Origin of the sequence: Rhodococcus sp. ACS1 (assembly GCF_002300155.1) — a bacterium.
Taxonomy (GTDB): domain Bacteria; phylum Actinomycetota; class Actinomycetes; order Mycobacteriales; family Mycobacteriaceae; genus Rhodococcus_F; species Rhodococcus_F koreensis.
In genome coordinates, this window is sequence record NZ_NSDZ01000015.1 from 116,321 (window position 1) to 141,658 (window position 25,338).

Sequence of the window (25,338 nt, forward strand, 5' to 3'; positions counted from 1 at the left end):
ACCCCTAACACGGCTGCGGGCGAGTCGAGCGCCCCCGGCTGAACCGTTGATCTGCTGGATCATCTCCGTGATCCCTGCAAATCAGTGGGCATAATGTTTCGCCGCAGGGTGTTGGGACCGCCTACAGGCACCCAATATCGTGCGTGCCGATGTAGTTCAATGGCAGAACATCAGCTTCCCAAGCTGAATACGCGGGTTCGATTCCCGTCATCGGCTCCTCCTCCTCCCTCGACATCCGCCGGGGGGGGTGTTCACCCAATAGAGCCTGTTGGGTTCACCTATTAGGCCCGGGATCCGATTCGGACCATTATTTCTGCGCATTCGACGCTGCGCCGCCCGCTTCTTCGATCGGTGTGCAAGACGTTCGAGCTGTGAGAGCAGCAAATCTGGCGAACCCGTGCCTGACAATGGGTCATTTTCGGCGGGTGGTCGAGGTCGGCCACCGGGATCCGTGGATTCCGGTGCCGGGGCAGGGTAGCTATCTGCCGGGACGGGTGGCAGACAACGATTCCGTGTGGCCCTTGTTAGCTCGATTGCCGCGGCGCCCTCGAACCGGTGTGCGCTCGGATGCCGCTTCTCCGAGGTACCGAGCCCACGGATCGTGAATCCCGCGCCTGGCGAACCAGTCGTGCAGGCTGAGAATGTTGAATGCGGCGAGGGTGAACCCGGCGAGCAGTGTGTAACGGCGGATTCCGAAGCCACGGAAGAAGCCGCGATGCACACCGAGCCGGTTCTTCTTCAGGTCGGCGAACACACTCTCGATCCCGACCCTACGGTGATATGAGGCCTCCCAGGCGAGGGTGCCGTGCTGGAAAGGCATCCGCATGTCCGGGTAATCCGAGTCGTTCAATGTAATGGTGCGCCCGCAACCGCATGCCGTGCCCGTTGTGCAGGAGGTCGTCGGCACGCTCTGCGGTGCGCGCATCGAGACGGGATTGTTCGGGCAGCGAACCCGGGCAGGATGGACGGCAGGCCCACGGTAACGCCGGGGTCCGTCGGGGCGCCGGGCCCCGTGCGGGACGAAAGCGTAGGCCTGCCGTGCCTGGTGGCGTCGTTCGGTTCGGGCACGGACCTCGTCCTTCATGTCGACGTCGATCGGGTCGATCTCCTCGAGGCCCGCCGGCAGACTCGCCGAGTACAGGGTGCCGTCGATCCATATCGCGTGTGAGCCCACGGGTCCCGGGTGCGTACCGCGTTGTTTCGAGTGCAGGTCGTAGACGGTGGTGTAGCCGAGCCTCCAGACGGGCAGCGCGAACTTGTCGTCGGTGACGAAGTTGTAGGCGCGGTCGGTGATGAGATGGCGCGGCTTGCCGATGGCGTCGCCGAGTGCCTGGACTGCGGGCAGGCCGCTGATTCCCTTGTTCGACCCCGCCTGCGCGAGGTTCATCGCCCGCGCGACATGCACCACCGGGCCGCAGCCGGGACCGGACGGCACATCGGTGACGACGTGCAGGTCGAAGCCGCAGAAGTACATCGTTTCCTCGAACTCCGGGCTGCGCCACCCCATCCGGGCGTCAATGTCGATCGTGTAGATGCAGCGGCCGTCCGCCCCGACCGGGGCATCCGGGAGGTGATGACCGCGCCGGCGGGCATGCGGATGGTTCGGATCCGGGGGCGCGAGCGGATGATCCGGGGGCGGGAGCCCGTCCGGGTCGGCATCAACGAGCGGTTTGCGGTTGAAATCCAGCCGTAGCCGAGAGGCGCGGCGCGGAGTGAAAAATGTTCACATGTAATAGTTTGTGGATTGTCGAAAATGTCCGGTGTGTAAACGACTGCCCTGGAAACGCGTTACCCCAACGGTTTACGTGCATTGGGCAATGGGTAGTGGAGCTGGGAAACGACGACCACGCCGTTTCCAATCCACGGCCGGCCGAGCGGTGGAGCAACTGCCCCTAAGCGGTCCGTCGGAAGCCGCGAGTGGGTCGGCGTTGCTCTATCGGGACAGCCATCCACCGTCGACGGACAGGGCGGTGCCGGTGACGTAAGAGGATGCGGCCGAGGCGAGGAAGACGGCTGCGCCGGCGAGATCTTCCGGTCGGCCCCAGGTGCCGGCGGGAATGCGGCGCAGCATGTTTTCGGCCCGCGCGGGGTCGTGCCGGTGTGCGGCGGTGAATTCGGTTTCCATGTAGCCCGGCGCGATCGCGTTGACGCGGATGCGGTGGGCGGCCCATTCATTTGCCAGCGCCTTTGTCAGTCCGAGGATTCCGTGCTTGGAGGCGGCGTAGGACGGAACCTCCATCCCGCCTTGGAAGGAGTTGATCGAGGCGATGTTGATGATGCTGGCGGCGGCGTCGTCGTCGTCGTCGAGGACGGAATGTGCGAAGGCTTGGCTGAGCAGGAACGGGGTGGTGAGATTGAGGTCGAGCACTGCCGACCAGTCCGAGGGCGTGGTTTCGGTCGCGGGGCCGCGGCGGATGATGCCGGCGTTGTTGACCAAAATTGTCGGATGCGGGAACTCGTTTTTGGCCCAGGAGATCAGCTCGGCCGCGGTGTCGGGTGTCAGGTTGCTGAGGTCGGCGGTGCGGGTGGCGCATCGGACTCCGCGGGCGCGTACCTCCTTGGCGACCTGGTCGAGTTCGCCGATGTCGACGGCGAGGATGTCGGCTCCCGCCTCGGCGAGTGCGATGGCCAGTGCGCGGCCGAGGCCGCGGGAGGCACCGGTGACGAGGGCGGCGTTGCCGTCCAGGCGGAACAGGTCCATAACCGTGGTGTGGGCGGGTGTGTTCATGGGGGAGGCTCCTTCGAATGGTGGTGCCGGGCCGGTGTGCGGGGTGAGCACCGCACACCGGCCCGGCGGCTCATCAGTTGCGGGTGGCCTCGTCGAGGACCCGGTCGTGGACGAGGGAGGTGCGGGCAGTTTCCTTGGCGGCGATCACGGCGATGATGGTGATCACGGCGAGGACGGCGAGGTAGATGCTCACCGCGATGGTGTTCTTCTCCTCGACGGTGCCGAGCAGTGCGACCGCGATGACCGGCGCCAGACCGCCGGCAAACACCGAGGCGAGCTGGTAGCCGAGGGAGGCGCCGCTGTAGCGGACGCTGGTGCCGAACAGTTCGGAGAACATCGCCGCCTGCGGCGCGTACATCAGGGTGGTGAAGATCAGCCCGATGAAGATCGCCGCCGCGATGACGGTCTGGTTGCCGGTGTCGATGAGGGGGAAGAACACGAAGCCCCAGATGCCGGCACCGAGTGCGCCGGTGAAGTACAGCGGCCGCCTGCCGACCCGGTCGGACAGGGCACCGATGACCGGGGTGAGGAAGAACTGCGCGACGGAGGCGATCAGCACACCGGCGATGGCGGCGCTCTTGGGCATATCCAGGTAGGTGACCATGTAGGTCATCACCACGACCGTGAAGATGTAGTACGAGGTGTTCTCCACCAGCCGCAGGCCCATCGCGATGAGGACCTCGCGGGGGTATTTGCGCAGGACCTCGATGATCGGTGCGTGCTCGGCCTTGTGATTCTCGAGGGCTTTCTTGTTGGCGGCGAAGACCGGGGATTCTTCGATGCTCAGCCGGATCCACAACCCGATGAGGACGAGAACGGCGCTGAGCAGGAAGGGAATTCGCCAGCCCCAGGAATCGAAGGCTTCGTCGCTCTGGAACAGGGCCAGCACCCAGAGCACCACCGCGGAGAGCAGGTTTCCGAGGGGCACCCCGGCCTGGGTCCACGACGTCCAGAATCCGCGGCGGTCGTTGTCACCGTGTTCGGCGGCCATCAGGACCGCTCCGCCCCATTCGCCGCCGACGGCGAAGCCCTGCAGCAGTCGGCAGCCGATCAACAGCAGTGGTGCGGCCATGCCGATGCTCGCGAAGGTCGGCAGCAGGCCGATGGCGAAGGTCGCGGCGCCCATCATGAGCAGGCTGACGACCAGCATTTTCTTGCGACCGAGTTTGTCGCCGTAGTGGCCGAAGACGATGCCGCCGAGCGGGCGGGCGAAGAATCCGACCGCGAAGGTGGCGAAGGCGAGCAGGGTGGCGGTGGAAGGCTCGCTGTCGGGGAAGAACAGCGGCCCGAAGACGAGCGCGGCGGCCGAGCCGTAGAGGAAGAAGTCATACCATTCGACGGCTGTGCCGATCATGCTGGCGAAGGCGACCTTGACGATCGAGGTGCGCCCGGCCGCGTGGGTAGCGGGTTCGGCCGCGATGTCGGGTGTGGACATGGCGTGTCCTTTCGGGACAGGGGTGGGGTCCGGTGTGGTCATGGGACGAGCACGACCTTCATGTCGTGACCGGCCGCGGCGCGTTCGAGCGCCGAAGCCGCATCGGTGAGGGAAATTTCGGTCACCAGCTGCGGCCACGGTGCCGGGTCGGCGGCCATCGCGTCGGCAGCGGCCCGGTAGTCGACCTTCGTTGATCCGTAACTGCCCTGCAGACGAATCTCCTTGCGGGTGACGGCGTTGAAGTCGACCGGTCCGGTGCGGGCGAACAGTCCGACGACGGAGATGGGGCTGCCGGGCAGGACCGCGGCGATGGCGGCATCGAGGGCGGCGGTCGAACCGGAGGCGTCGACCCAGGCGGTGGGAGTGAAAGGCAGCTCGTCCCGGCCGGCGATCACGGTGCGCAGACCGAGCGCGCGGGCCAGCGGCAATCGCACGTTCTCGTCGTTGCCGACCCCGGAGAGCACGACGTCGTGGCCGCGTTGGGCGAGGACGAGGGCGGCCATCGTGCCGATCGGTCCGGGACCGGACACCACCACCCGGGTGGGGCCGACGGCGGCGTTCTCGATGTGCGCGACCGCGCGGCACGCGACCGACAGCGGTTCGGTCAGCGCCAGGGTCGACGCCGGCAGATGCCGGTCGACCTCGACCAGGCGGACCTCGAGGACGACGAACGATTCGGCGGCGGCGCCGTCGAAGGACAATCCGAGGACGGTGCGCCGGGGGCAGATCTGCCGGAAACCGCGCTCGCACAGATCGCACACGCCGCAGCCGTCGATCGCAACGGGGACAACGCGTTTGCCGAGCCAGGCCGGGTTGACGCCCTCGCCGATGGCTTCGACGTATCCGACCGCCTCGTGTCCGAGCACGACCGGGGGGCGGATCCATTCGTAGCCGGTGTCGTGATTCCAGGCGTGCACGTCGCTGCCGCACAACCCGCAGGCCTCGGTGCGTACCCGCACCTGCCCCGGGCCCGGTTCGGGCTTGGGCAGATCCTGCACCAGGACGTCGTGTGGAGTGGCACTTCTCTTGGTGAGAGCTCGCATGTGGGGAACCTGCTACTTTCGCCCGCGATCGGGCTCGTGGAAATAGAGGGTGAGACGCCGGCGGACACCGCCCCCGAGCGCGAAGGGAACTCGGTGTTATTACGCCATGTCGGGAGGTGTCCGCCGGGGCGTCTCAGCGGATGAAGCGGTCGACGTAGTCGGCGCCGAGCCCGATCTTCTCGTAGTGCGCGCGGGCCTTGTCGATCTTGCTGAAGACGTCTTCGATGCCGACGGTGTTGCCGTCGACGTCGACGTAGATGTACGCGCCGCTCACGTGGAAGAGGGTCGCCATCTCGGTCACGTCTTCAGGGACCTCGAGGGTGTGGATGTCTCCGGGCGGCTCGAACGCGTAGGTACCTTCTTCAGCCCACCAGTCGTACTCGAGGTAGTGCCAGCGGCCTCGCAGAGTGAACGCGTGCACCGCACCGGCGTGCCGGTGTCGGGACAGGATCCCCGAACGGCGCACCCGCAGGATGTTCACGAAGTAGCCCTGGCTCGCCGACAACACCAGCGGGCGGAACTCGACATCCTGCGATTGCGGAACCCACAGCCGCTCGTCACAGTCCAGATCCAGCGCACCCGGAACGATCAGATCGTCACTCATCCCGTACGGCTTCGGACCCGTGTAGGGCACAGCCTCTTCGTTCTTCATCTCAACAGTGGAACTCACGATGCTCTCCTTTCGCTTAATCGCATAAGCGACGGTACATCGTTGTGTTGCAGAGCACAAGAGCGGGACATTGCCGAGGTAAATCACGCCTTTAACTGGGTATATATGTCACGATGCAAGTCACTATCGGACGACCAGGTCCATATTTGCAGGGAATCTAGCCTGCTTAACCGAATCACCAGATCGTGCCGCCCATGGCACCTTGGCGCCGCCCCGGCACTTAACCGACTAAGCTTTCGGATATGACCGATGCCACTCAGCCCCCGAGCGGGGACCGTCGTGTCGGTGGCCGTCCTCGCCGCGTGACGATGAGCGATGTCGCTCGCAAAGCTGGGGTGTCGTCGGCGGCGGTCTCCTACGCGCTGAGCGGGGCTCCGGGGGTGAGCGAAGAGCGTCGCCAGCGAATCCTCGTCATCGCCGAAGAGATGGGATTTCGACCTAGTCGAATCGCCCGTGAGCTTCGCGCCGGCACGACGAAAGCGATCGGGCTTCTCCTCGCTGACATCGCGAACCCCTTCTACACCGAGGTCGCCGGGGGTGTGGTCGCTGCCGCCGCCGAAGAGGGCTACGAGGTGTTCGTCTCGCACGTCGGCGTGGATGGCTCGCGTCAGGCCGATGTCGCGCTGGCCCAGGTCGATCGGAACTGCAGCGGCCTGATCTTCACCTCGCTCGTCGCCGACGACAAGCCGCTGCTCGACAAGCTCCGTCACGAGAACATCCCGATTGTGCAGCTCTACCGCAAGATCGAAGACGAACCCTCCGACTGGGTCGGTATCGACGACTATTCCGCCTCGTTCGAGATGGCCTCGCATGTCGTCGCCACCGGCCGGCGCAACGTCGCCATCCTCGGCGGTCCCGGCACGTCCAGCGTGTCCGCCAACCGCATGAGCGGATACCGCGACGCCCTCGCCAAAGCGGGCGTGCAGGCGATCAACGAACCCGATCTGTGGGGCGAACTGACCCGCGCCTCCGGAGCACAGCGTGCACGAGCACTGTTCGCTGAACACCCCGAAACCGACGCGATCGTCTGCGGCAATGATCTGATCGCCCTCGGCGTTCTCGACGTCTGTCGAGAAATCGGCAAACGAGTGCCCGAAGATGTGGCGTTGACCGGATTCGACGACATGAGCTTCTCGAGCGCAGGTCCCTTGCAGTTGAGCACCGTGACCGTGCCACGGAACCTGATGGGACAACGAGCCGCCCGCATGATCCTCCAACGGATCGCCGGCGACGAGAATCCCCCACGCAACGAACTACTGCCCTACGGCATCCAGGTGCGGGACACGACCGCCCGACGCGGATAGCTGCGGGCCTGCGGTAGCCCCTTACCTAGATGATTGATTCCTTGAACGGATCAGTGGTCGTAGGCGATCAATGATCGCTTGGCAGTGGCGCCGATGTTCCAGTTGTGCCAGATGCCGGCGGCCATCGCCAGCACACGCTGGGCGACGCGGGCGAACACCCCGTGCGTGGTACGGCCACCGTGTTCCTCCAGGCCAAGCTGCCCTTTCAACGTGTGGTTGACCGATTCGATCCACTGCCGTACCCCGCCGAGATTGCCGTTCTTGTACGTTTCGTCCTTACGGTCCGGGCGTAGCAGCTGCAGGCCCATCGCGGCGGTGGTGGCGGCGAACTGTGCGCCGGAAAAGCCTTTGTCGGCGAGCAAGATCTGCCCCGACCGAATCAGGTGATGATCGCGTTCGAGCAGCGCGGTCACCACCTCACGCTCACCGAGCTTCGGATTCGCCAGGCACCACATGATCGGCATCCCGTCGCCCGCACAGACCAGATACAGCTTCAGCCCCCAGTAGAAGCGCGAATGGGAAGCGCAATAGCCGTAGCCGGCGTGTCCGGCCAGGTCCGACCGTTTCACCGTTTCACGAGACATCCCGCAGGGCACCGGGGTGGCGTCGGTGATCCACAAATCGTCGAACCAGGATGGTGAGATCCGCGCCAGCGTCTGAATTGCCTTGCACAGCAACCCTCGTGCCGCCCTGACACGTTTGTTGTAGTCCGACTGTCCGGGAATGTAGGGAAACAGGGCACGCAACTCGACGCTGTGGTGGGCGTGCCGGATCCACCGGCGTTCACAATCGAACCCGAGCAGCATCTGTGCCACGGCCAGGGTGAGCAGTTCGGCATCGCTGAGCACGGGCCGCCGACCCCGACCGGAGCGAGGTTCGACGACATGATCGTCGATGAGCACATACAGTTCGGTCAGGAGGGTTTCCAGTTCTTTGGTCACGCTTTGATCTTGGAAACCCTCCGCCTACTCCTCCTCCGCGACACGCTTCAAGGAATCAACCATCTAGAGGACCTCGGCCAGGCAGCCTGAGCCGCGAGATGGGACCGCCCCCCTTTTCTTCCCACGGCGTGGGTGCATCGTCTCGGGTCCCCGGCTCGCTTCGTTCGAACCAGCACAGCGAACCCCATCGCCAGCCTCCGCCGCATCGCGCACTCGACCTGGGAGAGACCGGGCGAGCGCACGGTGGCTGGCACTACATCTGACCGGTGTGGCGTCCGAGCGCGTGCCTCAGGGATGACAGGTTTCGCACTCTACCTGGGTCGATACAGCCAGAGATGTAAGCAGAACCAGCCCTCCATGACGCCTTGGCGAGCACATTCGACTCGCATCGAAAAACCCACTCGAACTTAACGTTGCTTAATGTTTGCGGTTGCGACTGTAATGGAGGTCACTTACGAAATGACTTAATCGTCCAATCACCCCGGCGGAGGGAGGCACAGTGAAGATCGAGACTGCCGATTCGGCAACGACCCCCCGGAAGGTCTCGGCGGCTGCCGTCGCGCGGGCCTGTGGCGTCTCGGCCGCCACTGTCAGCTACGTGATGAACGGGCGTGGCGGTGTTTCCGTCGAGACCCGCCGACGGATCATCAAGACGGCCGCCGAACTGGGATACCGCCCGGTCGGCGGGCCGCGCAGAGATCCGCTACTGACTCGCGTGGTGGGTCTGATTCTTCCCAACATCGTCAATCAGATGTACACGGGATGGGCTCAGCACATCATCTCCGCCACGCGGGAAGAGGGCATCGACGTCTTCGTCGCCACCACACAGGACGATCCCGACACCCTCGCTCAAGTGGCCGCCACTCTTGCTGCACGCAACGTCGACGGCGTCATCATCGCCGCCTCGCTCCGTGAGGATCTTCGCGCTCTGCGGGTGTTTCGCCAGAAGCGCATACCGTATGTCTGCCTGTCGCGCAGGGCCCATCATCATCAGAGCGATTTCGTTGGAATCAACTTCGATGCGTCGGCCAGTGATTTGATGAAACATGTTCTTGAGCATGGATATACCGAGATCGCGACCGTGATCGGACCCCGTTTCTCGACCGCCTCTCTCGAACGGGAGGTAGCGTTCGTACGGACGGCCGCGGAAGCCGGAGTCGACGTTTCGGGAATGCGCAAGATCAGCACCCGACTCGACAACGATGGCGGACGGATTGCCGCGGCGTCGCTGCTCGGTTCGTCGAACCCACCACGCGCGGTCGTGTGCGGCTCCGACGAGATCGCGATCGGATTCATGGAGCATGCGCTGTCGCTGGGCGTGCGGATACCCGAGGATGTGGCCGTAGTCGGCGGCGACGGACTTCCGCACAGCAGATCCGCGCTGATCTCCTTGACCACCGTGGTCCAGCCGATGAAAGAGATGGCCGAGCGGGCTTTCGAGCTTCTGCTCGATCAGATCACCCATCCTCGATCCACATACCGGGAAGTGATCTGCGAGCACCGCATGCATGTGGGCCGAACCTGTGGCTGCCAGCCGGCCAATCAGAGCATTACAGACGCGCACTAGAACGACAGGACTCATTCTCCCCCAGCGCCGACCTCACTCGCGCGCATTCACCCAAGCATCACACTGCAGAGGAAAACCTATGCCCGACATCCTGACGTCAATGACCAAGAGACCCCCCGAGGTCATCAGCAAGGTGATCTCCAGGCGACTGATGCCGTTGTTGATCGGCGCGTACGTTCTGGCGTTCATCGACCGATCCAATATCGGAATGGCCAAGGACCGAATGGAGATCGATCTCGGTATCTCAGCCACCGCATACGGGATCGGTGCGGGACTCTTCTTTCTTACCTATGCATGTTCGGAGATACCGTCGAACCTGATCATGCACAAGGTCGGGGCCCGGTTCTGGATCACGCGCATCATGGTCACCTGGGGCCTGTTGTCCGCCTCCATGGCGCTCGTCCAAGGTGAATGGTCCTTCTACATCTTGCGTATGCTGCTCGGCATCGCCGAGGCCGGCCTCTTCCCCGGCGTCATGTACTTTCTGACGCAGTGGTTCGTGGTGAAGGATCGAGCCAAGGCCATCGGCGTCTTCCTGTTGGGATGCGTAATCGCCAATGTCATCGGTGCACCGCTCGGCGGATTGCTTTTGACGCTGGACGGCCTCGGCGGCCTGCACGGCTGGCAGTGGATGTTCATCCTCGAAGGTCTGCCCGCATGCCTGCTTGCCATTGTCGTCTGGAAGAAGCTGCCCAACAAGCCGACTCAGGCAACGTTTCTCACTCGCGAGGAGGCCGAAGATCTGGAGGCACGTATCGCGGCCGAGGAGCAGGCGGGAGCTGAGGCGGCAGGTAACTCCCGGCTTCGCGACATCATCAAGGACCGCCAGATCCTCCTCGTGGTCGCGATCTACTTTACGCACCAGATCGCGGTGTACTCACTGAGCTTCTTCCTACCCTCCATCATCGGCACGTACGGAACTCTCACCAGCATCCAGATCGGGTTGCTGACCGCAGTTCCGTGGATCTTCTGCGGCATCGGCGCATTGACCGTGCCCAAACTGGCGACGACCGGCAGCCGGTCCCGCAAAATCGCCACGTGCACCATGGTGGGAATCGCAGCAGGGTTCACACTCGGCGCGGTGGGGGGCCCGATACTCGGACTCATCGGATTCTGCCTCGCAGCTTTCAATTTCTTTGCACTGCAGCCTATTCTGTTCACATACCCTGCTACCCGACTCAGCGGGAAGGCACTGGCGGCCGGACTGGCATTCGTCAACACCGTCGGCCTCACCGGAGGTTTCGTCGGTCCGTACGTCATGGGCTTCGTGGAAGAGGCGACCGGGAGCAAACTCAACGGCCTGTGGTTCGTCGCCGGAATGTGCACCGTCGGAGCGTTGCTGACACTGGGTCTCAAGATGGGAACCCAGGACCCAGGCAAGGTCGCAGTCGCTGCGCACTGAAGGCGCAAATCCATTCTTCACCAACCCAATCCCTCCGTCCTGGCGGGCAATCACAAAGGAGCTTTACCCATGACTTCATCAGCCCTGGACTTCTCCGGTCGACGAGTACTCGTTACCGCCGGCGCGGCAGGCATCGGACTCGCCATTGCCACGAGCTTCAAGAGTCTGGGAGCAGACGTCTTCGTCACCGACATCGACCCGGTGGCGGTCGACAACGCCAAGGCCGCCGGGTTCATCGCTGCGGTCAGTAACGTGTCGGACGAGGACCAGGTCCGTACCCTGATGACGTCCGTGGTCGACAACCTCGGCGGTCTGGATGTGCTGGTGAACAACGCCGGTGTCGCGGGACCGACGGGTCCTGTCGACTCACTCGACTCGGACGCGTGGAAGGCCACGTTCGATGTCAACGTCCATGGTCAGTTCTTCTGCGTCAAGCATGCCCTCCCCCTCCTGCGGAAATCATCCGAGGCATCGATCATCAACATGTCCTCGGCCGCGGGCCGACTCGGCATGGCCGGTCGCAGTCCGTATTCGGCATCGAAGTGGGCGGTCATCGGTTTCACCAAGTCTTTGGCGATCGAACTCGGCGCCGAGGGCTTGCGCGTCAATGCGATCTGCCCGGGCGCAGTCGACGGGCCACGTATTGACGCAGTGATCGCGGCGAAAGCCGACATGGTCGGCCGACCGGTGGACGAGGTAGCGGCCCTGTACCGCGGACAGTCCTCACTCGGACGCCTGATTGACGCTACCGACATCGCGAACATGGCCGTCTTCCTGTCGAGCGGCCTGGCCCGCAATGTCAACGGCCAGGCGATGGCTGTTGACGGAAACACCGACAAGCTCTTCTGACCACCTCAGAGATCAGAGAAGGAAACACCATGTCCAGCAAACGCAAAGTGATCATCACCAGCGCTGTCACCGGCGCGATCCACACCCCCAGCATGTCCCCGCACCTTCCCGTCACGGCCAACGAAATTGCCGAGGCGGCAATCGGAGCAGCGGAAGCCGGCGCGGCCATCGTTCACATGCACGCCCGTGATCCCGAAGACGGCAGGCCCTCACAGGACCCGACGCATTTCGAACCGATCCTGGCGAAGCTGAAGGCAAACACCGACGCCGTTATCAACATCACGACTGGCGGCTCGCCGCACATGAGCGTCGAGGAGCGGATGAAACCGGTGGCCACATTCTCGCCGGAGCTCGCCTCGTTGAACATGGGCTCGATGAACTTCGGCCTGTACCCCATGCTGGACCGGTTCTCGGACTTCAAGAACGATTGGGAACGCGACGCGCTGGAGAAGTCACGCGATCTCGTCTTCAAGAACACCTTCGCGGATATCGAGCGCATCCTCGAGATCGGTAACTCCAACGGCACTCGGTTCGAGTTCGAGTGCTACGACATCTCGCACCTCAACAACCTCGCCCACTTCCACGGCCGCGGCTTGGCGCGGGGACCGCTCTTCGTCCAGTCCGTGTTCGGGCTTCTCGGCGGAATCGGAGCACACCCCGAAGATCTCATGCACATGCGGCGAACCGCAGACCGGCTCCTAGGAGACAGCTACGAATGGTCGATCCTCGGTGCAGGTCGGAACCAGATGCCACTGGCGACCATCGGTGCCGCCATCGGATCCCATGTGCGTGTGGGATTGGAAGACTCACTGTGGATCGGACCCGGGCAGTTGGCCGCCTCCAATGCCGAGCAGGTCACCCGCATCCGAACGATTCTCGAGGCCCTGAACTTCGAGGTGGCAACACCGGACGAAGCCCGCGAAATGCTCGACCTCAAGGGCGCCGACAAAGTCGCATTCTGATCAGACGATGACACCCAACCCCTCGTTCACGACGAATTAATCACGGGCAGTGCCGCTCTCGTTTGGAGTCTCGAGAATCCAAACAGTCGAATGACATGCCGTTGTGCATCTGATCGTGGATCGCAACAAAGGAGAAACTGTTGACTACGACCCAACCGGGTGCGGTTCTGCCGGTGACCCTCGCGTACGGTTCCACGGGACTGACGGTAGATTTTCCGTCCGACCGCACCACCGTCGTCGCTCCCAAATTCCTGGAGGCGGCTCCCGACCCCGCCTCGACCCTGCGTGACGCGCTGGCAAAACCGGTCTCCGGCCGCCCGCTGCGGGACATCGTCACACCCGGGCAGCGTATCGCGGTCTCGCTCTGCGACCTCACCAGACCGCAACCGCGCGAACTCATGGTGAGAGCACTCCTCGCCGAACTCGACGGCATTGCATCCCGTGATGACTTCACATTGCTGGTAGCAACGGGGACCCACCGCGGCAACACCGACAGCGAACTGCGGCAGATGTTGGGCGACGAACTCGTCGACACCATGCGCATCGTCAATCACGATGCACGCGACACCGAGTCCCTGGCCTGGATGGGTACCTACGGCGACGGTGTTCCGGTGTGGCTCAACCGCCAATGGGTCGACGCAGACATCAGGATCACGACAGGGTTCGTCGAGCCGCACTTCTTCGCCGGGTTCAGCGGTGGCCCCAAGCTGGTCGCTCCGGGATTGGCCGGTCTCGAGACTGTACTGACACTGCACAACGCCGCGCGGATCGGCAGTGACCGTGCCACATGGGCGGTGTGCGAGGGCAACCCGGTACACGACGACATTCGCGCCATCGCCCACGGCACCGGCGTCGACTTCGCGTTCGATGTGGTACTCAACCGTGAGCAGAAGGTGATCGCCGCATTCGGCGGCGAACTGCTCGCCATGCATGCCGCTGCACGCGAGGTGGTCCACGAACTGTCCATGTGCCCCGTCCCCCAGCTCTACGACGTCGTGGTGACGACGAACGCGGGTTTCCCCCTAGACCAGAGCGTCTACCAGGCGGTCAAGGGGATGACCGCCGCCGCTACGGTGGTCAAACCAGGCGGACTGATCATCTGCGCGGCCGAATGCAGTGACGGGTTTCCCGATCACGGTTCTTTCCGAGAGGTCCTCGCGTCCGAGCCGACCCCGGCCGAGCTCTTGGCTGCGATCTCCGCTCGCACCGAAACGGTCCCCGATCAGTGGCAAGTGCAAGTACTTGCGCGCCTGCTCGCCACCGCCCGCGTCGGCATGCACACCACACATCTGTCGGACGAGGAATTGCGTACCGCACACCTGTTCCTGGTCGAGGACATCGCCGCGGCAGTCGAAGCGGAACTCGCCGCCGTCGGGCCCGATGCCCGGGTCTGCGTTCTCCCCGAGGGCCCGCAGACGATCCCCTACCTGATCGAGGCACAAACTCATGAGTGAACTACTCGCCCGACTCATGGCTCGCCTGAGTCAAGAAGACAAGCTACTGATCGCCTTCTCCGGAGGCGCCGACTCCGCATTGCTTGCCTCTGCGGCCCATCGCGCGCTCGGTGATCGGGCAGTGGCCGTCACGGCCGTCTCTGCGAGTCTTCCGGCATCGGAGAGGGTGGCCGCGAGGACCTTCGCGCGGGAGCAGAACATCCCACACGTCGAGGTCTGCACCGACGAGCTGGACAACCCCGATTACGTTGCGAACACCGGCAACCGTTGCTTCCACTGCAAGACCGCCCTGTTCGACGCGTTGATTCCACTCGCCTCGATGATGGGTGCGCGGATGGCATTGGGAACCAACCTCGATGACCTCGGCGATCATCGGCCAGGACAGTCTGCCGCGGTCGCACGGGGTGCGATCTTCCCGATGGTCGACGCGGAACTCACCAAATACGATGTGCGCTCGATCAGCCGAGAACTTGGGTTGGCAACCGCCGACAAGCCCGCCGCGGCATGCCTTTCTTCGCGCATCGCGTACGGCGACAACGTCACGCCGGAACTTCTTGGGCGCATCGAACGGGCAGAAGAGTCATTGCGCCAATTCGGCTTTAGCGAATTCCGGGTGCGCGCACACGCGGATGGCACACTGGCCCGCGTCGAGATCGCGGACACCGAATTGACCAGTGCATTCGAACGTCGCGGCGACATCCTGACGGCACTGCGCAGTGCCGGCTTCGTGTTCGGTTCCCTCGACCTCGGCGGTCTGCGCAGTGGCGGAATGAACGCATTGCTGTCCTTGACGCCGGTGTCGCGATGAGTGTCCCCGTAGCTGAGAACTTCACGGTCGACTTCGATCGCGAACGGCGACAAGGTTTGCCCGAAGTGGTCTACGGACCTGGCAAGACGGTCGTCGAAATCGTGAGAATCGTCCGGCTCCTGCTCGAGACCAATTCGGGTCCGGTACTGGTCACCCGGGTGCCGCCCGATGTCGCCGCCGAGGTGATGGCGGGTGTCGAGGACGGCGTCTACGACCACCTTGCACGGCTATTGGTGTGGCGCCCCGCCGGGCGGCGCAAAAGCTTCACCCTTGGTGTCGTGACCGCCGGGACGGCCGATGGGCCCGTCGCCGCGGAAGCGATCGCGGTCGCGGCAGCGATCGGACTGGCGGTCACCGATGTGCGGGACGTCGGAGTCGCAGGCCTGCATCGACTCATGGCGCGCATCGACGAAATCCGGCGTTTCGACGCCGTGGTCGTCGTGGCCGGCATGGAAGGAGCCCTCGCGAGTGTCCTCGGTGGGCTCGTTGCGGCACCGGTGATCTGCGTCCCCACCTCCACCGGATACGGCGCGGCGCTGGAGGGAATCACCGCGTTGATGGCGATGATGACCTCCTGCGCCGCCGGTATGACCGTGGTCAACATCGATTCCGGGTTCGGTGCCGCCATGGCGGCACACCGCCTGTCGATGCTGTGCTGTCGGCCCCGCGCCCACGAAAACGGACGATCATGATCCTGTGGCTCAACCCCATAGCCGGCATCTCCGGCGATATGTTGCTCGGTGCGCTACTCGATCTCGGCGCACCCATCGACAAGGTTCGTTTGGCGATCGACTCGACGGGAATCACCGGCTGGAATCTGACGACCGACTCCGTCGAGCGACAGGGTGTACGTGCCCTGCACGCCGTTGTCGACGTCGACGAGATCGTGACCGAACGACACGCTGCCGAGCTCCTGGCCATGGCCCGCAGAGCGCAACCCTCCGCGGCGGCGGACCTCGCTGTCACGGCAATTCACTCGGTGGCCCAGATCGAATCCACGATCCATGGTGCACCCGTCGAATCCATCCACCTTCACGAACTCGGCGGTGTCGACACCATCGTCGATACGGTCGGCGTCGCGGCGGCCCTGCACGCGCTCGGCATCGACGAAGTGTGGTCCGGTGCCGTGGGGCTCGGCATCGGTCAAACCAGGGCTGCGCACGGAATGCTTCCGGTGCCTGCACCCGCAACCCTCGGCCTGCTGCGGGGCGCCACCGTCATCGGCATCGATACACCCACCGAAACGGTGACACCCACCGGCGCCGCACTGCTCTCCGCAATGGGAGCACGCTACGGACCGGTTCCGGAAATGACCATCGACGCCGTCGGCTACGGTGCGGGTTCGCGCGATACCCCTGGTCGGCCGAATGTGCTCACCGCGGTGCTGGGTTCGAAGGTGGCACGCAATGCAGCCGTCGATTCGATGGTGATGCTGGAGACCACCGTCGACGACGTCACCGGCGAGGTCCTCGGACAACTCGTCGGTGAACTACTCGACTCGGGTGCGGCCGATGCCTGGATCGCACCGGTGGTAGGGAAGAAGAATCGGCCGGCACACGTGATTTCGGCCCTCTGCCGTCCGCCCTCCGTTGCCTCCGTCGAGGAATGTCTGCTCAGCAGGACTGGAACGCTGGGAGTTCGGCGCACGACAATTGATCGCCGAACGCTGCCCCGCACGTGGATCCATGTCGACGTCGACGGGATTCCGGTACGGGTGAAAGTCGGCCCGCACCGGGCCAAGCCCGAGCACGACGACCTGCACAAGGTAGCCGCCGCGACCGGCGTTCCGGTCCGCGTCGCGGCCGACCGAGTGCAGGTGCTCGTCGCCGAGCACCTGCACTCGCACCAACACCAGCTCGACGCCGACGCGGGGTCATCCGATCCCATGACAAATCAAATGGATGGTTCTTCCATCCGCACTCAGTGAGAGGTGACGGTCGATGACGACCACAGAATCAATTCGACACATTGCTGTCGTCGGAGCCGGGTACATGGGCGGCGGCATCGCCCAGATCTGCGCCGCCCACGGCTACCGTGTCAGCATCGCAGACGTCGATGCCGCCTCCGCTTCGGCGGCGCGGGACCGACTCCATGCCGAGGCGCTCGAATTCGAGTCCAAGGACCTGCTGCCACAGGGTTCGGCCGCAGCAATCCAGGCCAACCTGGGCGCGGCCGAATCCATGGAATCCGCAGTCACGGACGCCGACTTCGTCATCGAGGCGGTTCCCGAGATCCCGGCCGTCAAGCTCGATGTGCTGCGAAGGATCTCCGGCGCCAATGAGACCGCGGTGATCGGCACCAACACCTCCGCCATCTCGATCACGTCACTGGCAGAAGGAGTGACCAACCCCGAACGCTTCCTGGGAGTGCACTTCATGAACCCGGTGCCGTTCATCCCCTGCGTCGAGATCATTCCCCACCAGGCGACACGGCCCGAACTCGTCGCCCTGTCCTCCGATCTGATCCGAGCAGTGGGCAAGCACCCGTCCACCGTGTCCGACAGCCCCGGGTTCGTCGCCAACCGGCTTCAGTACGCCTTGTACAAGGAAGCGGCGAGGATGCTCGAGGAGAACGTGGCCACCGCGTCGGAGATCGATGCGATCGTGTCGAATTCGTTCGGCTTCAGGCTCTCGCTCTTCGGTCCATTCGCCATCGCAGACATGGCAGGCCTCGACGTCTACAAAGACACGTTCCGTACGCTCGAGAATGCCTACGGCGAGCGATTCGCCACACCGGAGGTGCTGACACAGTCCGTCGCCGAGGGCAACCTCGGCATCAAGTCCGGCCGTGGAATTCTCGACCTGGACTCCACGGCGCAGGAGGATCTGGTCGCCTACCGGAACACCGCGTATGTGCAGTTGGAACGAATGCGGGCCCGACTCGGGGACTCACCCGCCCTTCGCCGGTCCGTACCCGCTGCCGGCGGCCGTTCGTAGAAGCGCGCGAGTGCGGCACCGTCGCGGATCTCGAGATCCGCGACGGTGCCCTCCCTTGCAGGGCAGTACACCCCTGTGGGGACTCGAACACCCGCGGATGGGGTGGCCCGGGCCGCCGCCCTTCCGCCGAACCCGGCGCAAACACCTGAATATCTGAACAAATGTGCACATGTTGGGTGGCGGTGCCGCGCTCATGCGAAAAGGAGAGACTGACTGTGATCGGTCACCGACGTCGACCGCTGATCATCACCACGACGGTGGCCGCCGCCTTGGCTATCGGCGGCTGCTCAGTTCCCGGGGAATGGGTCCCGTCCGACTCGGATGCCCTGGTGTTGGCCGATGGTTACGAACTCGGGGGCTACAACCCCGCCAATGGGCACGGGGAGGCGGGAGAGTCGAAGATCTACGACGGCTTGCTTCGCCTCGTCGGAGGCGAGGGCATGCCGACTTTCGAACCGGCGCTTGCCGCGGACATGCCCACTGTCGGCGAGGACGGACTGCTCGTGACCGTCAAGATTCGTGAGGGCGTCCGTTTCACCGACGGCACCGGGCTCGACGCGTACGACGTCGCGGCGACGTACGACGCCATCTTGGATCCACGGTCCGCGTCACCGCTGCTGAGCAGCCTCGACATGATCGATGCGGTGACCGCCGTGGATCCGTCGACGGTACAGTTCCGCCTCGAGTACCCGTACGCGGCGTGGCCGACGAAGATGCTCCTGGGAATCGCTCCGGCCGAGCGACTGTCCGGCGGGCGGGCCGAAGAGTCCACCCTCAATACCGCCCCCGTCGGAACCGGCCCGTACAAGCTCATTTCCTCGAGGCCGGACCAGGCGGTGTACGAGGCCAACGCGGACTACTGGGACGGCGCACCGCAGGTGAAGAAGCTGACGGTGATCTACGCGCCGGACGACAACGCCCGGGCGCAGCGGATGGCGGCCGGGGAGCTCGACGGCACAAACGTCCCACCGTTGCTGGCCAACACCTTTCGGAACAATCCGGGATACCAGGTAAGGGTGAACGCGTCCGCTGACTGGCGCGGGGTCACACTACCTGCCGACAACCCTGTCACCGCAGACCCCGCCGTGCGAATGGCTCTGAACCTGGCGGTGGACCGGCAGGGCATGGTCGACCACATCCTCGGTGGGTATGGCCGGCCCGCCTCGACACCGATCCCCGAGGTGTACGGCGCCGCCTACGAACCGACCGCAACCTTCCCGTACGACCCGGCCCGCGCTGCCGCACTACTCGACGAGGCCGGCTGGGTGCGTGGCAGCGACGGTATCCGCGCGAAGAGCGGTGTGTGTGCGGAGTTCACGATCATGTACTTCCCCGAGGACACCCTGCGCCGGGACCTCGCTCAGGCGTTCGTCTCCGACGCGGAAAGGCTCGGTGTCCGGGTCGACGTCGAAGCCGTCGACCGTTCCGCCTTCCCGGATCAGCTGCCGAGCAAGGCTGGATTGCTCGGTGGTGGTGACCTGCCGTTCGACCCGGATCCGCAGGTGTACTCGACGCTGCACTCACGGTTCGCGGTGCCTGGTGCCGGATCCCCCTACGACAACGCCTCCGACTATGCGAACCCTGCTGTCGACCGTGCACTCGACGATGCCCGCCGGGCCCTGGACCCGCAGGCACGTGCCGCCGACTACCGGACTGCACAGACCGCATACGTCGCCGATCCGGGCTACGTGATGCTGGTGTTCCTCGACCACACCTACATCGAACGCGGAAACGTCTGGACCGGATCGACCCCCGTTCTGGAACCGCACAGTCATGGCGTGAACTGGGGGCCGTGGTGGAATCTGCGCGTCTGGACACGCCGGTGAGTGTCACCGTGAACGCCCGCACCGCGGCACCGCCCACCGGCAGCGGTGCGCCAGTTCCTGCGCCGATCAATCGGCGGGCGAAGGTCAGGCGAATGGTGCTGCGACGACTAGCCTTCGCTGTCCCGCTGCTCGGCATTGTGTCTGCCGTGCTGTTCGCGGTCGCGTCCCGGTCCCCGTTCGATCCATTGGCGAGCTACCTCGGCGACCGCTATCTGACGACCTCGAGCGCCGACCAGGCCCGGATCGCGGCCGAGCTGGGCATGAACGAACCGTGGTGGAAGGTGTACGGGCAGTGGCTGTCCGACCTGGTTACCGGTGATCTCGGTGTGTCGCGGAGCTTTTCCCAGCCGGTCGCTGGGGTGATCGGTGAACGACTGCCGTGGACACTGCTGCTTACCGGTGTCGGCCTGACCTCCGCGATCGGCGCGGCACTACTGCTCGGAGTGTGTGCTGGTGCCCGCCCTGGCGGGCTGGTCGACCGGTTGATCACGGGATCGGCGACCATGGTGCAGGCGGTGCCCCCGTTCGTGCTGTCCCTCACCGCTGTTGCCGTGTTCGCACTGACTCTGGGGTGGTTACCGGTGGCGGGGCTGACCGACGCCGGTGTCGCACCGACGGTGGGACAGGTTGTTCGTCATCTCGTTCTGCCCTCAGCGGTGTTGGCGCTCTCACAGATGCCGTGGCTGCTGTTGTCGGTGCGTGAGTCCGTGCGCGCTGCCGCCGCCTCCGATGCGGTGCTCGGCGCCCGGGCCCGTGGTCTGCCGAGTGCGGTGATTTTGTGGCGGCACATCGTTCCGGTGGCGCTCGCCCCGTTCGCCACCGTGATCGGCTTGCGCTTGCCGGAACTGATCGTCGGCGCCGTGATCATCGAGGAGGGTTTCTCCTGGCCTGGGCTGGCCGGAGCCGTCGTCACGTCCGCCCGTGAGCTGGATTTCCCGCTTCTGGCGGCACTGACGCTGGGAACGACACTGGTCGTACTGGTCGGGTCACTGCTCGCCGACATCGCGTACACCCTTTTGGATCCGAAGGTGAACCCTGATGCCTGATCGACCCTTCCTCCGATCAGGGGGACTGACACTGTGGCTGGGGGTGGCGTTCCTGGCGGTGATCGGCGGGTATGCGCTGCTGGTCCCATGGCTCGCCGGGGTGGACGACCGGCTCACCGACTTCTCCGCGGCCAGGCAGGCTCCGTCCTGGTCGCACCCGTTCGGCACCGACATCGCGGGCCGGGACCTCTTCGTCCGCGTCGCCGCCGGCCTGCGGATCTCGCTCCTGATCGCCGCTGTCTGCGCCCTTGCCTCCGCGGCACTCGGGGCTACGGTCGGGGTCGTGGCCGCCGCTGTGGGAGGGTGGGCGGATCGCCTCGCCATGCGTACGGTCGACGGGATCAACGCCATGCCGCACCTGCTCCTCGGAATCGTCATCGTCGCCCTATACCCCGGCAACCTGGCCGCGATCATCGCGTCGATCGCGCTCACCCACTGGACCCAGGTCGCCCGCATCGCTCGCGCCGAGGTCCTCACCGTTCGCGGCAGCGCCTTCGTCGACGCCGCGTACCTCGCCGGCGCCACCCGCGCGCAGGTCATGCGAGCCCACCTCATGCCGGCCGCCGCAGGTCAAACCGTGATCGCGGTGGTATTACTCCTGCCGCACGCGATCTGGCACGAGAGCACACTGTCGTTCCTCGGCCTCGGACTGTCAGCGGACCGCCCCTCACTCGGCACGCTGCTGCAGGAGGCCCGGTCCTCACTGCTCCTCGGCGGCTGGTGGACCCTCACCTTCCCGGCTCTGCTTCTCATCCTCACCACCCTCGCCGTAGCCGGGATCGGGGCCGCGGTGCGCGACCGTGTCAACCCACCCATCATGGAAAGGAGTCCACGATGACGACCGCGCTTGTCGAGGCACGCGGGCTGACCGTACGGATCCCCACCCGCGCCGGAACTGTTCACGCTGTCAGCGATATCGACCTCCGCCTCGATGCCGGACAGGTACACGCCCTGGTGGGCGAATCCGGATGCGGCAAGTCGATCATCGCTGCGACGCTGTGCGGCTTGCTCCCGGCCACCGCAACGACCACCGGAACCGTCACCCTCTCCAGCGGCGACGCGGCACCCACCGAACTCGTCGGTACCCGGGAGAAGCAGTGGCGTCGCCTACGCGGCCGCCGCATCGCGCTGGTCCCGCAATCGGCCGCAACATTTCTCACTCCGGTGCGCACAGTCGGCGATCAACTCACCGAAACCCTCCATCACCTCCACTCCCGACACACCGTGACATCGCTGCTGATCCGGGTGGGCCTACCCGACGCCGTGGCGGCGTTGTACCCGCACCAGCTGTCCGGGGGGATGGCCCAACGCGCCGCGATCGCCTTCGCGCTCGCCGGTGACCCAGCGGTCATCGTCGCCGACGAGCCCACCTCGAACCTCGACCCCCAACTGACCTCACACGTCCTCGACCTACTCGACGACTGCGCACACACCGGAGCCGCTGTCCTGCTCATCACCCACGACCTAGCGGCGCTGCCCACGCACGCCGACCGCCTGTCGGTGATGCACTCCGGCCGGATCGTCGAAACCGGCTCCACCACAGCAGTGCTCGACGATCCCGGGCACCCCTACACCCGCGCCCTGCTCGCCGCGTTGCCCGAGCACGGACTCACACCGCCACCCGAGATGCCGCCACAACTCACGAATCTCCCGCACTACCGTGTCACTCACCCGCACTACCCGGTTCCGGGATTGCCCGGTAGACCGACCTCCCTCGATTACCGCGGCCCCCATGCGATCCGCCGCCTGATCGGAGCCCCCCGGTGAGCCTGCGCGCCCACAACATCACCGTCGGCCACACCCCGGGATATTCCCTGCTGACCGACATCGACCTGACGATCCCGGCCGGCAGCGTTGTCGGCCTGACTGGACCATCCGGGTCCGGCAAAACGACACTCGCCCGTGTCCTCGCAGGCCTTCATCTGCCCTCTGCAGGGGCAGTCACCGTCGACGGAGAGCCCCTTACCCCACCCAGTCGACTGCGGGGCAGGCGCCAGAGGAGCATCGCGATGCTGTTCCCATCACCTCGGCAGGCAACCTCACCGCGGTGGACACTCGAACGCATCATCGCAGAACCGCTTGCTGTCACCGGCACCCCGGCAGATCAGCGGGCACGCACGGTTCATACCACGGCGCTGCGGGTTGGTCTCACGGCCGATCTACTGCAACGCCAACCCCATCAGGTCTCCGACGGACAACTGCAGCGAGCCTGCCTCGCCCGTGCCCTCATCCAACGACCCCGATACCTGATCTGCGACGAGATGACCGCCATGCTCGACCCCGCTACCACCGCCGCGCTAGTGCACGTCCTGATAGAGGAAGCTGATGCGGCTCTCGGGATCCTCGCCGTCAGCCACGACCACCAACTCCTTCACGCCTGGGCCGACACCGTCATAGACCTCCCTGAACTGGTACCGCGGGCAGACAGCCGTAGTCGTTGCGAACATCCCGCGTCCCCGGCTCTACCGGCCCAGTCGACGCATTGGCGGTAACGGCATAACTCCCAGACGGGAGGATGATCTCGCGATCGTAAGCGTCGACGACCGGCACGAATGGTGAACTTAACGTTGCTTAATGATCTGGCTCACACCTACCGTCGATGTATCAGATCGACGCTCGAGGAGGTGCACGGTGAGGACGGCCATCGCGCGGCGGTGGCAGTGGGTACGAGCGGGCAACGCCGCGCGGACGGGTCGGTGCCTGGTCGGCTTCGCCTCCCACGTAGCGCCGGGGGGCTGCGATGCGCGTCGCCGGCAGATCTCGAATCCTCGAGGATTGACTAGCTGTTCGGGTGCCCCTTCCACGCAGCCGCAAGCGGCATCCATCCGGATCGCCGCGGTCAATAGTCGTTGGGCCGCTGGGGAACTTCTCGTCGTCAGATCTGCTCCGCGAACCTGATGCCATCACCGAGGTGGAGGCCGCAACGGTGGATAGTTCTCGACCCCGCAGCCGCCCGCATTCCGAGCCCGACGAAGCCCGCACCACCGCACACGTGGGATGACCGTGATCACGACGCCGCATACCCGGGCCGCGATGGCGCCATCCAGGTCCTGCCTGCCAGCACACCCACCAGACCGAGTCCCATCAAGGAGTAAAGACCATGAACGACAAAGCCATCATCGCCGTGCAGTCAGTGGCGTTCTGAGGCAACGATGACCCAGGCACAATCGAACACCGAAGGTCGACTCGTGATTAGTCCGCCAGTACACAACAGCACCGGCCACATGGTGATCGCCCCGGACAAGTTCAAGGGGTCGGCATCTGCGTCGGATGCTGCGGCCGCCCTCGCACGCGGTGTGCGTTCCGCTGCACCGAATCTGAAGGTGATCGAGTTCCCGGTCGCCGACGGTGGGGAGGGGACGGTCGAGATGATGATTCGACAAGGCTATGCACCGGTCACCTGCTCGGTCACCGGCCCACTGCAGCAGACGGTGACCGCTACCTACGCGCTGCGTGGCAACACCGCAGTCATCGAGATGGCCTCTGCCGCAGGGCTGGCCAACCTCGGCTCCGGCGGCCCGACGCGCACCACAGCGCGCACAGCATCCACCCGGGGGGTCGGGCAGTTGATGGTGGACGCCCTCGACCGCGGCGCACATCGGATTGTGCTCGGAGTCGGAGGCAGTGCCACCACCGATGGTGGTGCCGGTGCGTTGGCCGCGCTCGGGGCGCGCATCTTCAACGCCGACGGGGACCCCATCTACCCCTGCGCCCAGGACCTGTCCGAGGCGCACGTCCTGTGCGTCGACGCACTCGATCCTCGTCTACGCGATGTCGAGTTGATCGTTGCGTGCGATGTCGACAATCCGCTCACCGGGCGGCACGGCGCGGCGTTTGTGTATGCTCCGCAGAAGGGTGCCAGTCCCCACACGGTGGCCCACCTCGATCACGCCCTCAGTCGCTGGGCGGACGTGGTCGCTACGGCAGTCGGGCGGGACATACGAGACTCACCCGGTGTCGGTGCGGCGGGCGGTTTGGCCTTCGGAATGGCCGCGGTACTCGGGGCGCGGCTGACCTCGGGCATCGAACTACTCCTCGAACTCACCTCCTTCTCGGACGTCGTGCAAGCCGCGGCACTGGTCGTCGTCGGTGAGGGCTCCCTCGACGAGCAGAGTCTGCGGGGTAAGGGGCCAGTCGGCGTCGCTCGGGCCGCTCGGCGGGTCGGGGTACCCACCGTTGCCGTGGCAGGTCGCTCCCTCGTGACCGCCGACGACGCGCACGCGGTAGGCCTCGGCGCCGTCTACACCCTCACCGATCTCGAACCCGATGAACGCAACAGCATGGCCAACGCGGAAAGCCTCCTCGAACAGATCGGTTCAGGCATTGCCCGTGACTACCTCTCGGTCCACGCACACCGCTGACTCGAC

22 protein-coding genes and 1 tRNA gene are annotated in these 25,338 nt (G+C 65.0%); 17 read left to right on the forward strand and 6 right to left on the reverse strand.

What is annotated here, in order from left to right:
* Positions 1-145 precede the first annotated feature (145 nt).
* Positions 146-216, forward strand: a tRNA-Gly gene (locus tag CJ179_RS49315).
* Positions 217-478: 262 nt separating this feature from the next.
* Here CJ179_RS49315 and CJ179_RS49320 read toward each other — a convergent pair.
* The 5 genes from CJ179_RS49320 to CJ179_RS49340 form a co-directional block, all read right to left on the reverse strand.
* Complete coding sequence (locus CJ179_RS49320) at positions 479-1,507, reverse strand: hypothetical protein (RefSeq protein WP_179377980.1); 1,029 nt, start codon at positions 1,505-1,507, stop codon at positions 479-481.
* A 426-nt stretch (positions 1,508-1,933) separates the two neighbouring features.
* Positions 1,934-2,728 (reverse strand): SDR family oxidoreductase, encoded by a 795-nt coding sequence (locus tag CJ179_RS49325; RefSeq protein ID WP_095866364.1) that lies wholly within the window; start codon positions 2,726-2,728, stop codon positions 1,934-1,936.
* Positions 2,729-2,801: 73 nt separating this feature from the next.
* Positions 2,802-4,163, reverse strand: a complete 1,362-nt coding sequence (locus CJ179_RS49330) for an MFS transporter (protein WP_095866365.1) — start codon at positions 4,161-4,163, stop codon at positions 2,802-2,804.
* A 38-nt stretch (positions 4,164-4,201) separates the two neighbouring features.
* On the reverse strand, positions 4,202-5,206 hold the full coding sequence (locus CJ179_RS49335) for an alcohol dehydrogenase catalytic domain-containing protein (RefSeq protein ID WP_095866366.1): 1,005 nt from the start codon (positions 5,204-5,206) through the stop codon (positions 4,202-4,204).
* 133 nt (positions 5,207-5,339) lie between these two features.
* Complete coding sequence (locus CJ179_RS49340) at positions 5,340-5,876, reverse strand: 2,4'-dihydroxyacetophenone dioxygenase family protein (protein WP_037203928.1); 537 nt, start codon at positions 5,874-5,876, stop codon at positions 5,340-5,342.
* 242 nt (positions 5,877-6,118) lie between these two features.
* Between CJ179_RS49340 and CJ179_RS49345 the strand changes: the two genes are divergently transcribed.
* Complete coding sequence (locus tag CJ179_RS49345) at positions 6,119-7,180, forward strand: LacI family DNA-binding transcriptional regulator (RefSeq protein WP_095866367.1); 1,062 nt, start codon at positions 6,119-6,121, stop codon at positions 7,178-7,180.
* A gap of 50 nt (positions 7,181-7,230) precedes the next feature.
* On the opposite strand, the gene CJ179_RS49350 is transcribed toward CJ179_RS49345, so the two are convergent.
* Positions 7,231-8,121: an IS982 family transposase gene (locus CJ179_RS49350; RefSeq protein ID WP_095861532.1), complete on the reverse strand. Its 891-nt coding sequence runs from the start codon at positions 8,119-8,121 to the stop codon at positions 7,231-7,233.
* 499 nt (positions 8,122-8,620) lie between these two features.
* On the opposite strand from CJ179_RS49350, the gene CJ179_RS49355 reads away from it, so the two are divergent.
* The 15 genes from CJ179_RS49355 (at position 8,621) to CJ179_RS49425 (ending at position 25,332) form a co-directional block, all read left to right on the forward strand.
* Positions 8,621-9,688, forward strand: coding sequence for a LacI family DNA-binding transcriptional regulator (locus CJ179_RS49355; RefSeq protein ID WP_095866368.1), 1,068 nt, complete (start codon positions 8,621-8,623; stop codon positions 9,686-9,688).
* A gap of 100 nt (positions 9,689-9,788) precedes the next feature.
* On the forward strand, positions 9,789-11,090 hold the full coding sequence (locus CJ179_RS49360; RefSeq protein ID WP_257016408.1) for an MFS transporter: 1,302 nt from the start codon (positions 9,789-9,791) through the stop codon (positions 11,088-11,090).
* 69 nt (positions 11,091-11,159) lie between these two features.
* A complete protein-coding gene (locus CJ179_RS49365) occupies positions 11,160-11,939 on the forward strand; it encodes an SDR family oxidoreductase (RefSeq protein ID WP_095866370.1) in 780 nt (259 codons plus the stop codon).
* 29 nt (positions 11,940-11,968) lie between these two features.
* The gene (locus CJ179_RS49370) at positions 11,969-12,901 is read left to right on the forward strand and encodes a 3-keto-5-aminohexanoate cleavage protein (protein ID WP_005243334.1); all 933 of its coding nucleotides are present in this window, start codon (positions 11,969-11,971) and stop codon (positions 12,899-12,901) included.
* 140 nt (positions 12,902-13,041) lie between these two features.
* Positions 13,042-14,355: a nickel-dependent lactate racemase gene (gene larA / locus CJ179_RS49375; protein WP_257016409.1), complete on the forward strand. Its 1,314-nt coding sequence runs from the start codon at positions 13,042-13,044 to the stop codon at positions 14,353-14,355.
* The gene (gene larE, locus CJ179_RS49380) at positions 14,348-15,163 is read left to right on the forward strand and encodes an ATP-dependent sacrificial sulfur transferase LarE (RefSeq protein WP_061043122.1); all 816 of its coding nucleotides are present in this window, start codon (positions 14,348-14,350) and stop codon (positions 15,161-15,163) included. The genes larA and larE overlap by 8 nt, the downstream gene beginning before the upstream one ends.
* The gene (gene larB / locus CJ179_RS49385; RefSeq protein ID WP_061043123.1) at positions 15,160-15,855 is read left to right on the forward strand and encodes a nickel pincer cofactor biosynthesis protein LarB; all 696 of its coding nucleotides are present in this window, start codon (positions 15,160-15,162) and stop codon (positions 15,853-15,855) included. Before larE ends, larB begins: the two co-directional genes overlap by 4 nt.
* Entirely contained in the window at positions 15,852-17,090 is a 1,239-nt protein-coding gene (larC, locus tag CJ179_RS49390; protein WP_257016410.1) for a nickel pincer cofactor biosynthesis protein LarC, read from the forward strand. Before larB ends, larC begins: the two co-directional genes overlap by 4 nt.
* A 13-nt stretch (positions 17,091-17,103) precedes the next feature.
* Positions 17,104-18,099: a 3-hydroxyacyl-CoA dehydrogenase family protein gene (locus CJ179_RS49395; protein WP_095866372.1), complete on the forward strand. Its 996-nt coding sequence runs from the start codon at positions 17,104-17,106 to the stop codon at positions 18,097-18,099.
* 215 nt (positions 18,100-18,314) lie between these two features.
* Positions 18,315-19,925, forward strand: coding sequence for an ABC transporter substrate-binding protein (locus tag CJ179_RS49400; protein ID WP_061043126.1), 1,611 nt, complete (start codon positions 18,315-18,317; stop codon positions 19,923-19,925).
* Between the two features lie 92 nt (positions 19,926-20,017).
* Positions 20,018-20,971, forward strand: a complete 954-nt coding sequence (locus CJ179_RS49405; protein ID WP_095866396.1) for an ABC transporter permease — start codon at positions 20,018-20,020, stop codon at positions 20,969-20,971.
* Positions 20,964-21,809 (forward strand): ABC transporter permease, encoded by an 846-nt coding sequence (locus CJ179_RS49410; RefSeq protein WP_005243360.1) that lies wholly within the window; start codon positions 20,964-20,966, stop codon positions 21,807-21,809. The genes CJ179_RS49405 and CJ179_RS49410 overlap by 8 nt, the downstream gene beginning before the upstream one ends.
* Positions 21,806-22,738 carry an ABC transporter ATP-binding protein gene (locus CJ179_RS49415; RefSeq protein WP_061043127.1) on the forward strand — a complete coding sequence of 311 codons (933 nt, stop codon included), beginning with the start codon at positions 21,806-21,808 and terminating at the stop codon, positions 22,736-22,738. Before CJ179_RS49410 ends, CJ179_RS49415 begins: the two co-directional genes overlap by 4 nt.
* Complete coding sequence (locus tag CJ179_RS49420; protein ID WP_082764637.1) at positions 22,735-23,463, forward strand: ABC transporter ATP-binding protein; 729 nt, start codon at positions 22,735-22,737, stop codon at positions 23,461-23,463. The genes CJ179_RS49415 and CJ179_RS49420 overlap by 4 nt, the downstream gene beginning before the upstream one ends.
* 696 nt (positions 23,464-24,159) lie before the next feature.
* Positions 24,160-25,332 (forward strand): glycerate kinase, encoded by a 1,173-nt coding sequence (locus CJ179_RS49425; protein ID WP_231913881.1) that lies wholly within the window; start codon positions 24,160-24,162, stop codon positions 25,330-25,332.
* Positions 25,333-25,338: the final 6 nt, after the last annotated feature.

What these genes read in the sequence shown, in the direction of transcription:
- CJ179_RS49320 (WP_179377980.1), bottom strand. Translation starts at nt 1,507, where the DNA reads ATGGGGTGGCGCAGCCCGGAGTTCGAGGAAACGATGTACTTCTGCGGC.
- CJ179_RS49325 (WP_095866364.1), bottom strand. Translation starts at nt 2,728, where the DNA reads ATGAACACACCCGCCCACACCACGGTTATGGACCTGTTCCGCCTGGAC.
- CJ179_RS49330 (WP_095866365.1), bottom strand. Translation starts at nt 4,163, where the DNA reads ATGTCCACACCCGACATCGCGGCCGAACCCGCTACCCACGCGGCCGGG.
- CJ179_RS49335 (WP_095866366.1), bottom strand. Translation starts at nt 5,206, where the DNA reads ATGCGAGCTCTCACCAAGAGAAGTGCCACTCCACACGACGTCCTGGTG.
- CJ179_RS49345 (WP_095866367.1), top strand. Translation starts at nt 6,119, where the DNA reads ATGACCGATGCCACTCAGCCCCCGAGCGGGGACCGTCGTGTCGGTGGC.
- CJ179_RS49360 (WP_257016408.1), top strand. Translation starts at nt 9,789, where the DNA reads ATGACCAAGAGACCCCCCGAGGTCATCAGCAAGGTGATCTCCAGGCGA.
- CJ179_RS49365 (WP_095866370.1), top strand. Translation starts at nt 11,160, where the DNA reads ATGACTTCATCAGCCCTGGACTTCTCCGGTCGACGAGTACTCGTTACC.
- CJ179_RS49370 (WP_005243334.1), top strand. Translation starts at nt 11,969, where the DNA reads ATGTCCAGCAAACGCAAAGTGATCATCACCAGCGCTGTCACCGGCGCG.
- larE (WP_061043122.1), top strand. Translation starts at nt 14,348, where the DNA reads ATGAGTGAACTACTCGCCCGACTCATGGCTCGCCTGAGTCAAGAAGAC.
- larB (WP_061043123.1), top strand. Translation starts at nt 15,160, where the DNA reads ATGAGTGTCCCCGTAGCTGAGAACTTCACGGTCGACTTCGATCGCGAA.
- larC (WP_257016410.1), top strand. Translation starts at nt 15,852, where the DNA reads ATGATCCTGTGGCTCAACCCCATAGCCGGCATCTCCGGCGATATGTTG.
- CJ179_RS49395 (WP_095866372.1), top strand. Translation starts at nt 17,104, where the DNA reads ATGACGACCACAGAATCAATTCGACACATTGCTGTCGTCGGAGCCGGG.
- CJ179_RS49405 (WP_095866396.1), top strand. Translation starts at nt 20,018, where the DNA reads ATGGTGCTGCGACGACTAGCCTTCGCTGTCCCGCTGCTCGGCATTGTG.
- CJ179_RS49410 (WP_005243360.1), top strand. Translation starts at nt 20,964, where the DNA reads ATGCCTGATCGACCCTTCCTCCGATCAGGGGGACTGACACTGTGGCTG.
- CJ179_RS49415 (WP_061043127.1), top strand. Translation starts at nt 21,806, where the DNA reads ATGACGACCGCGCTTGTCGAGGCACGCGGGCTGACCGTACGGATCCCC.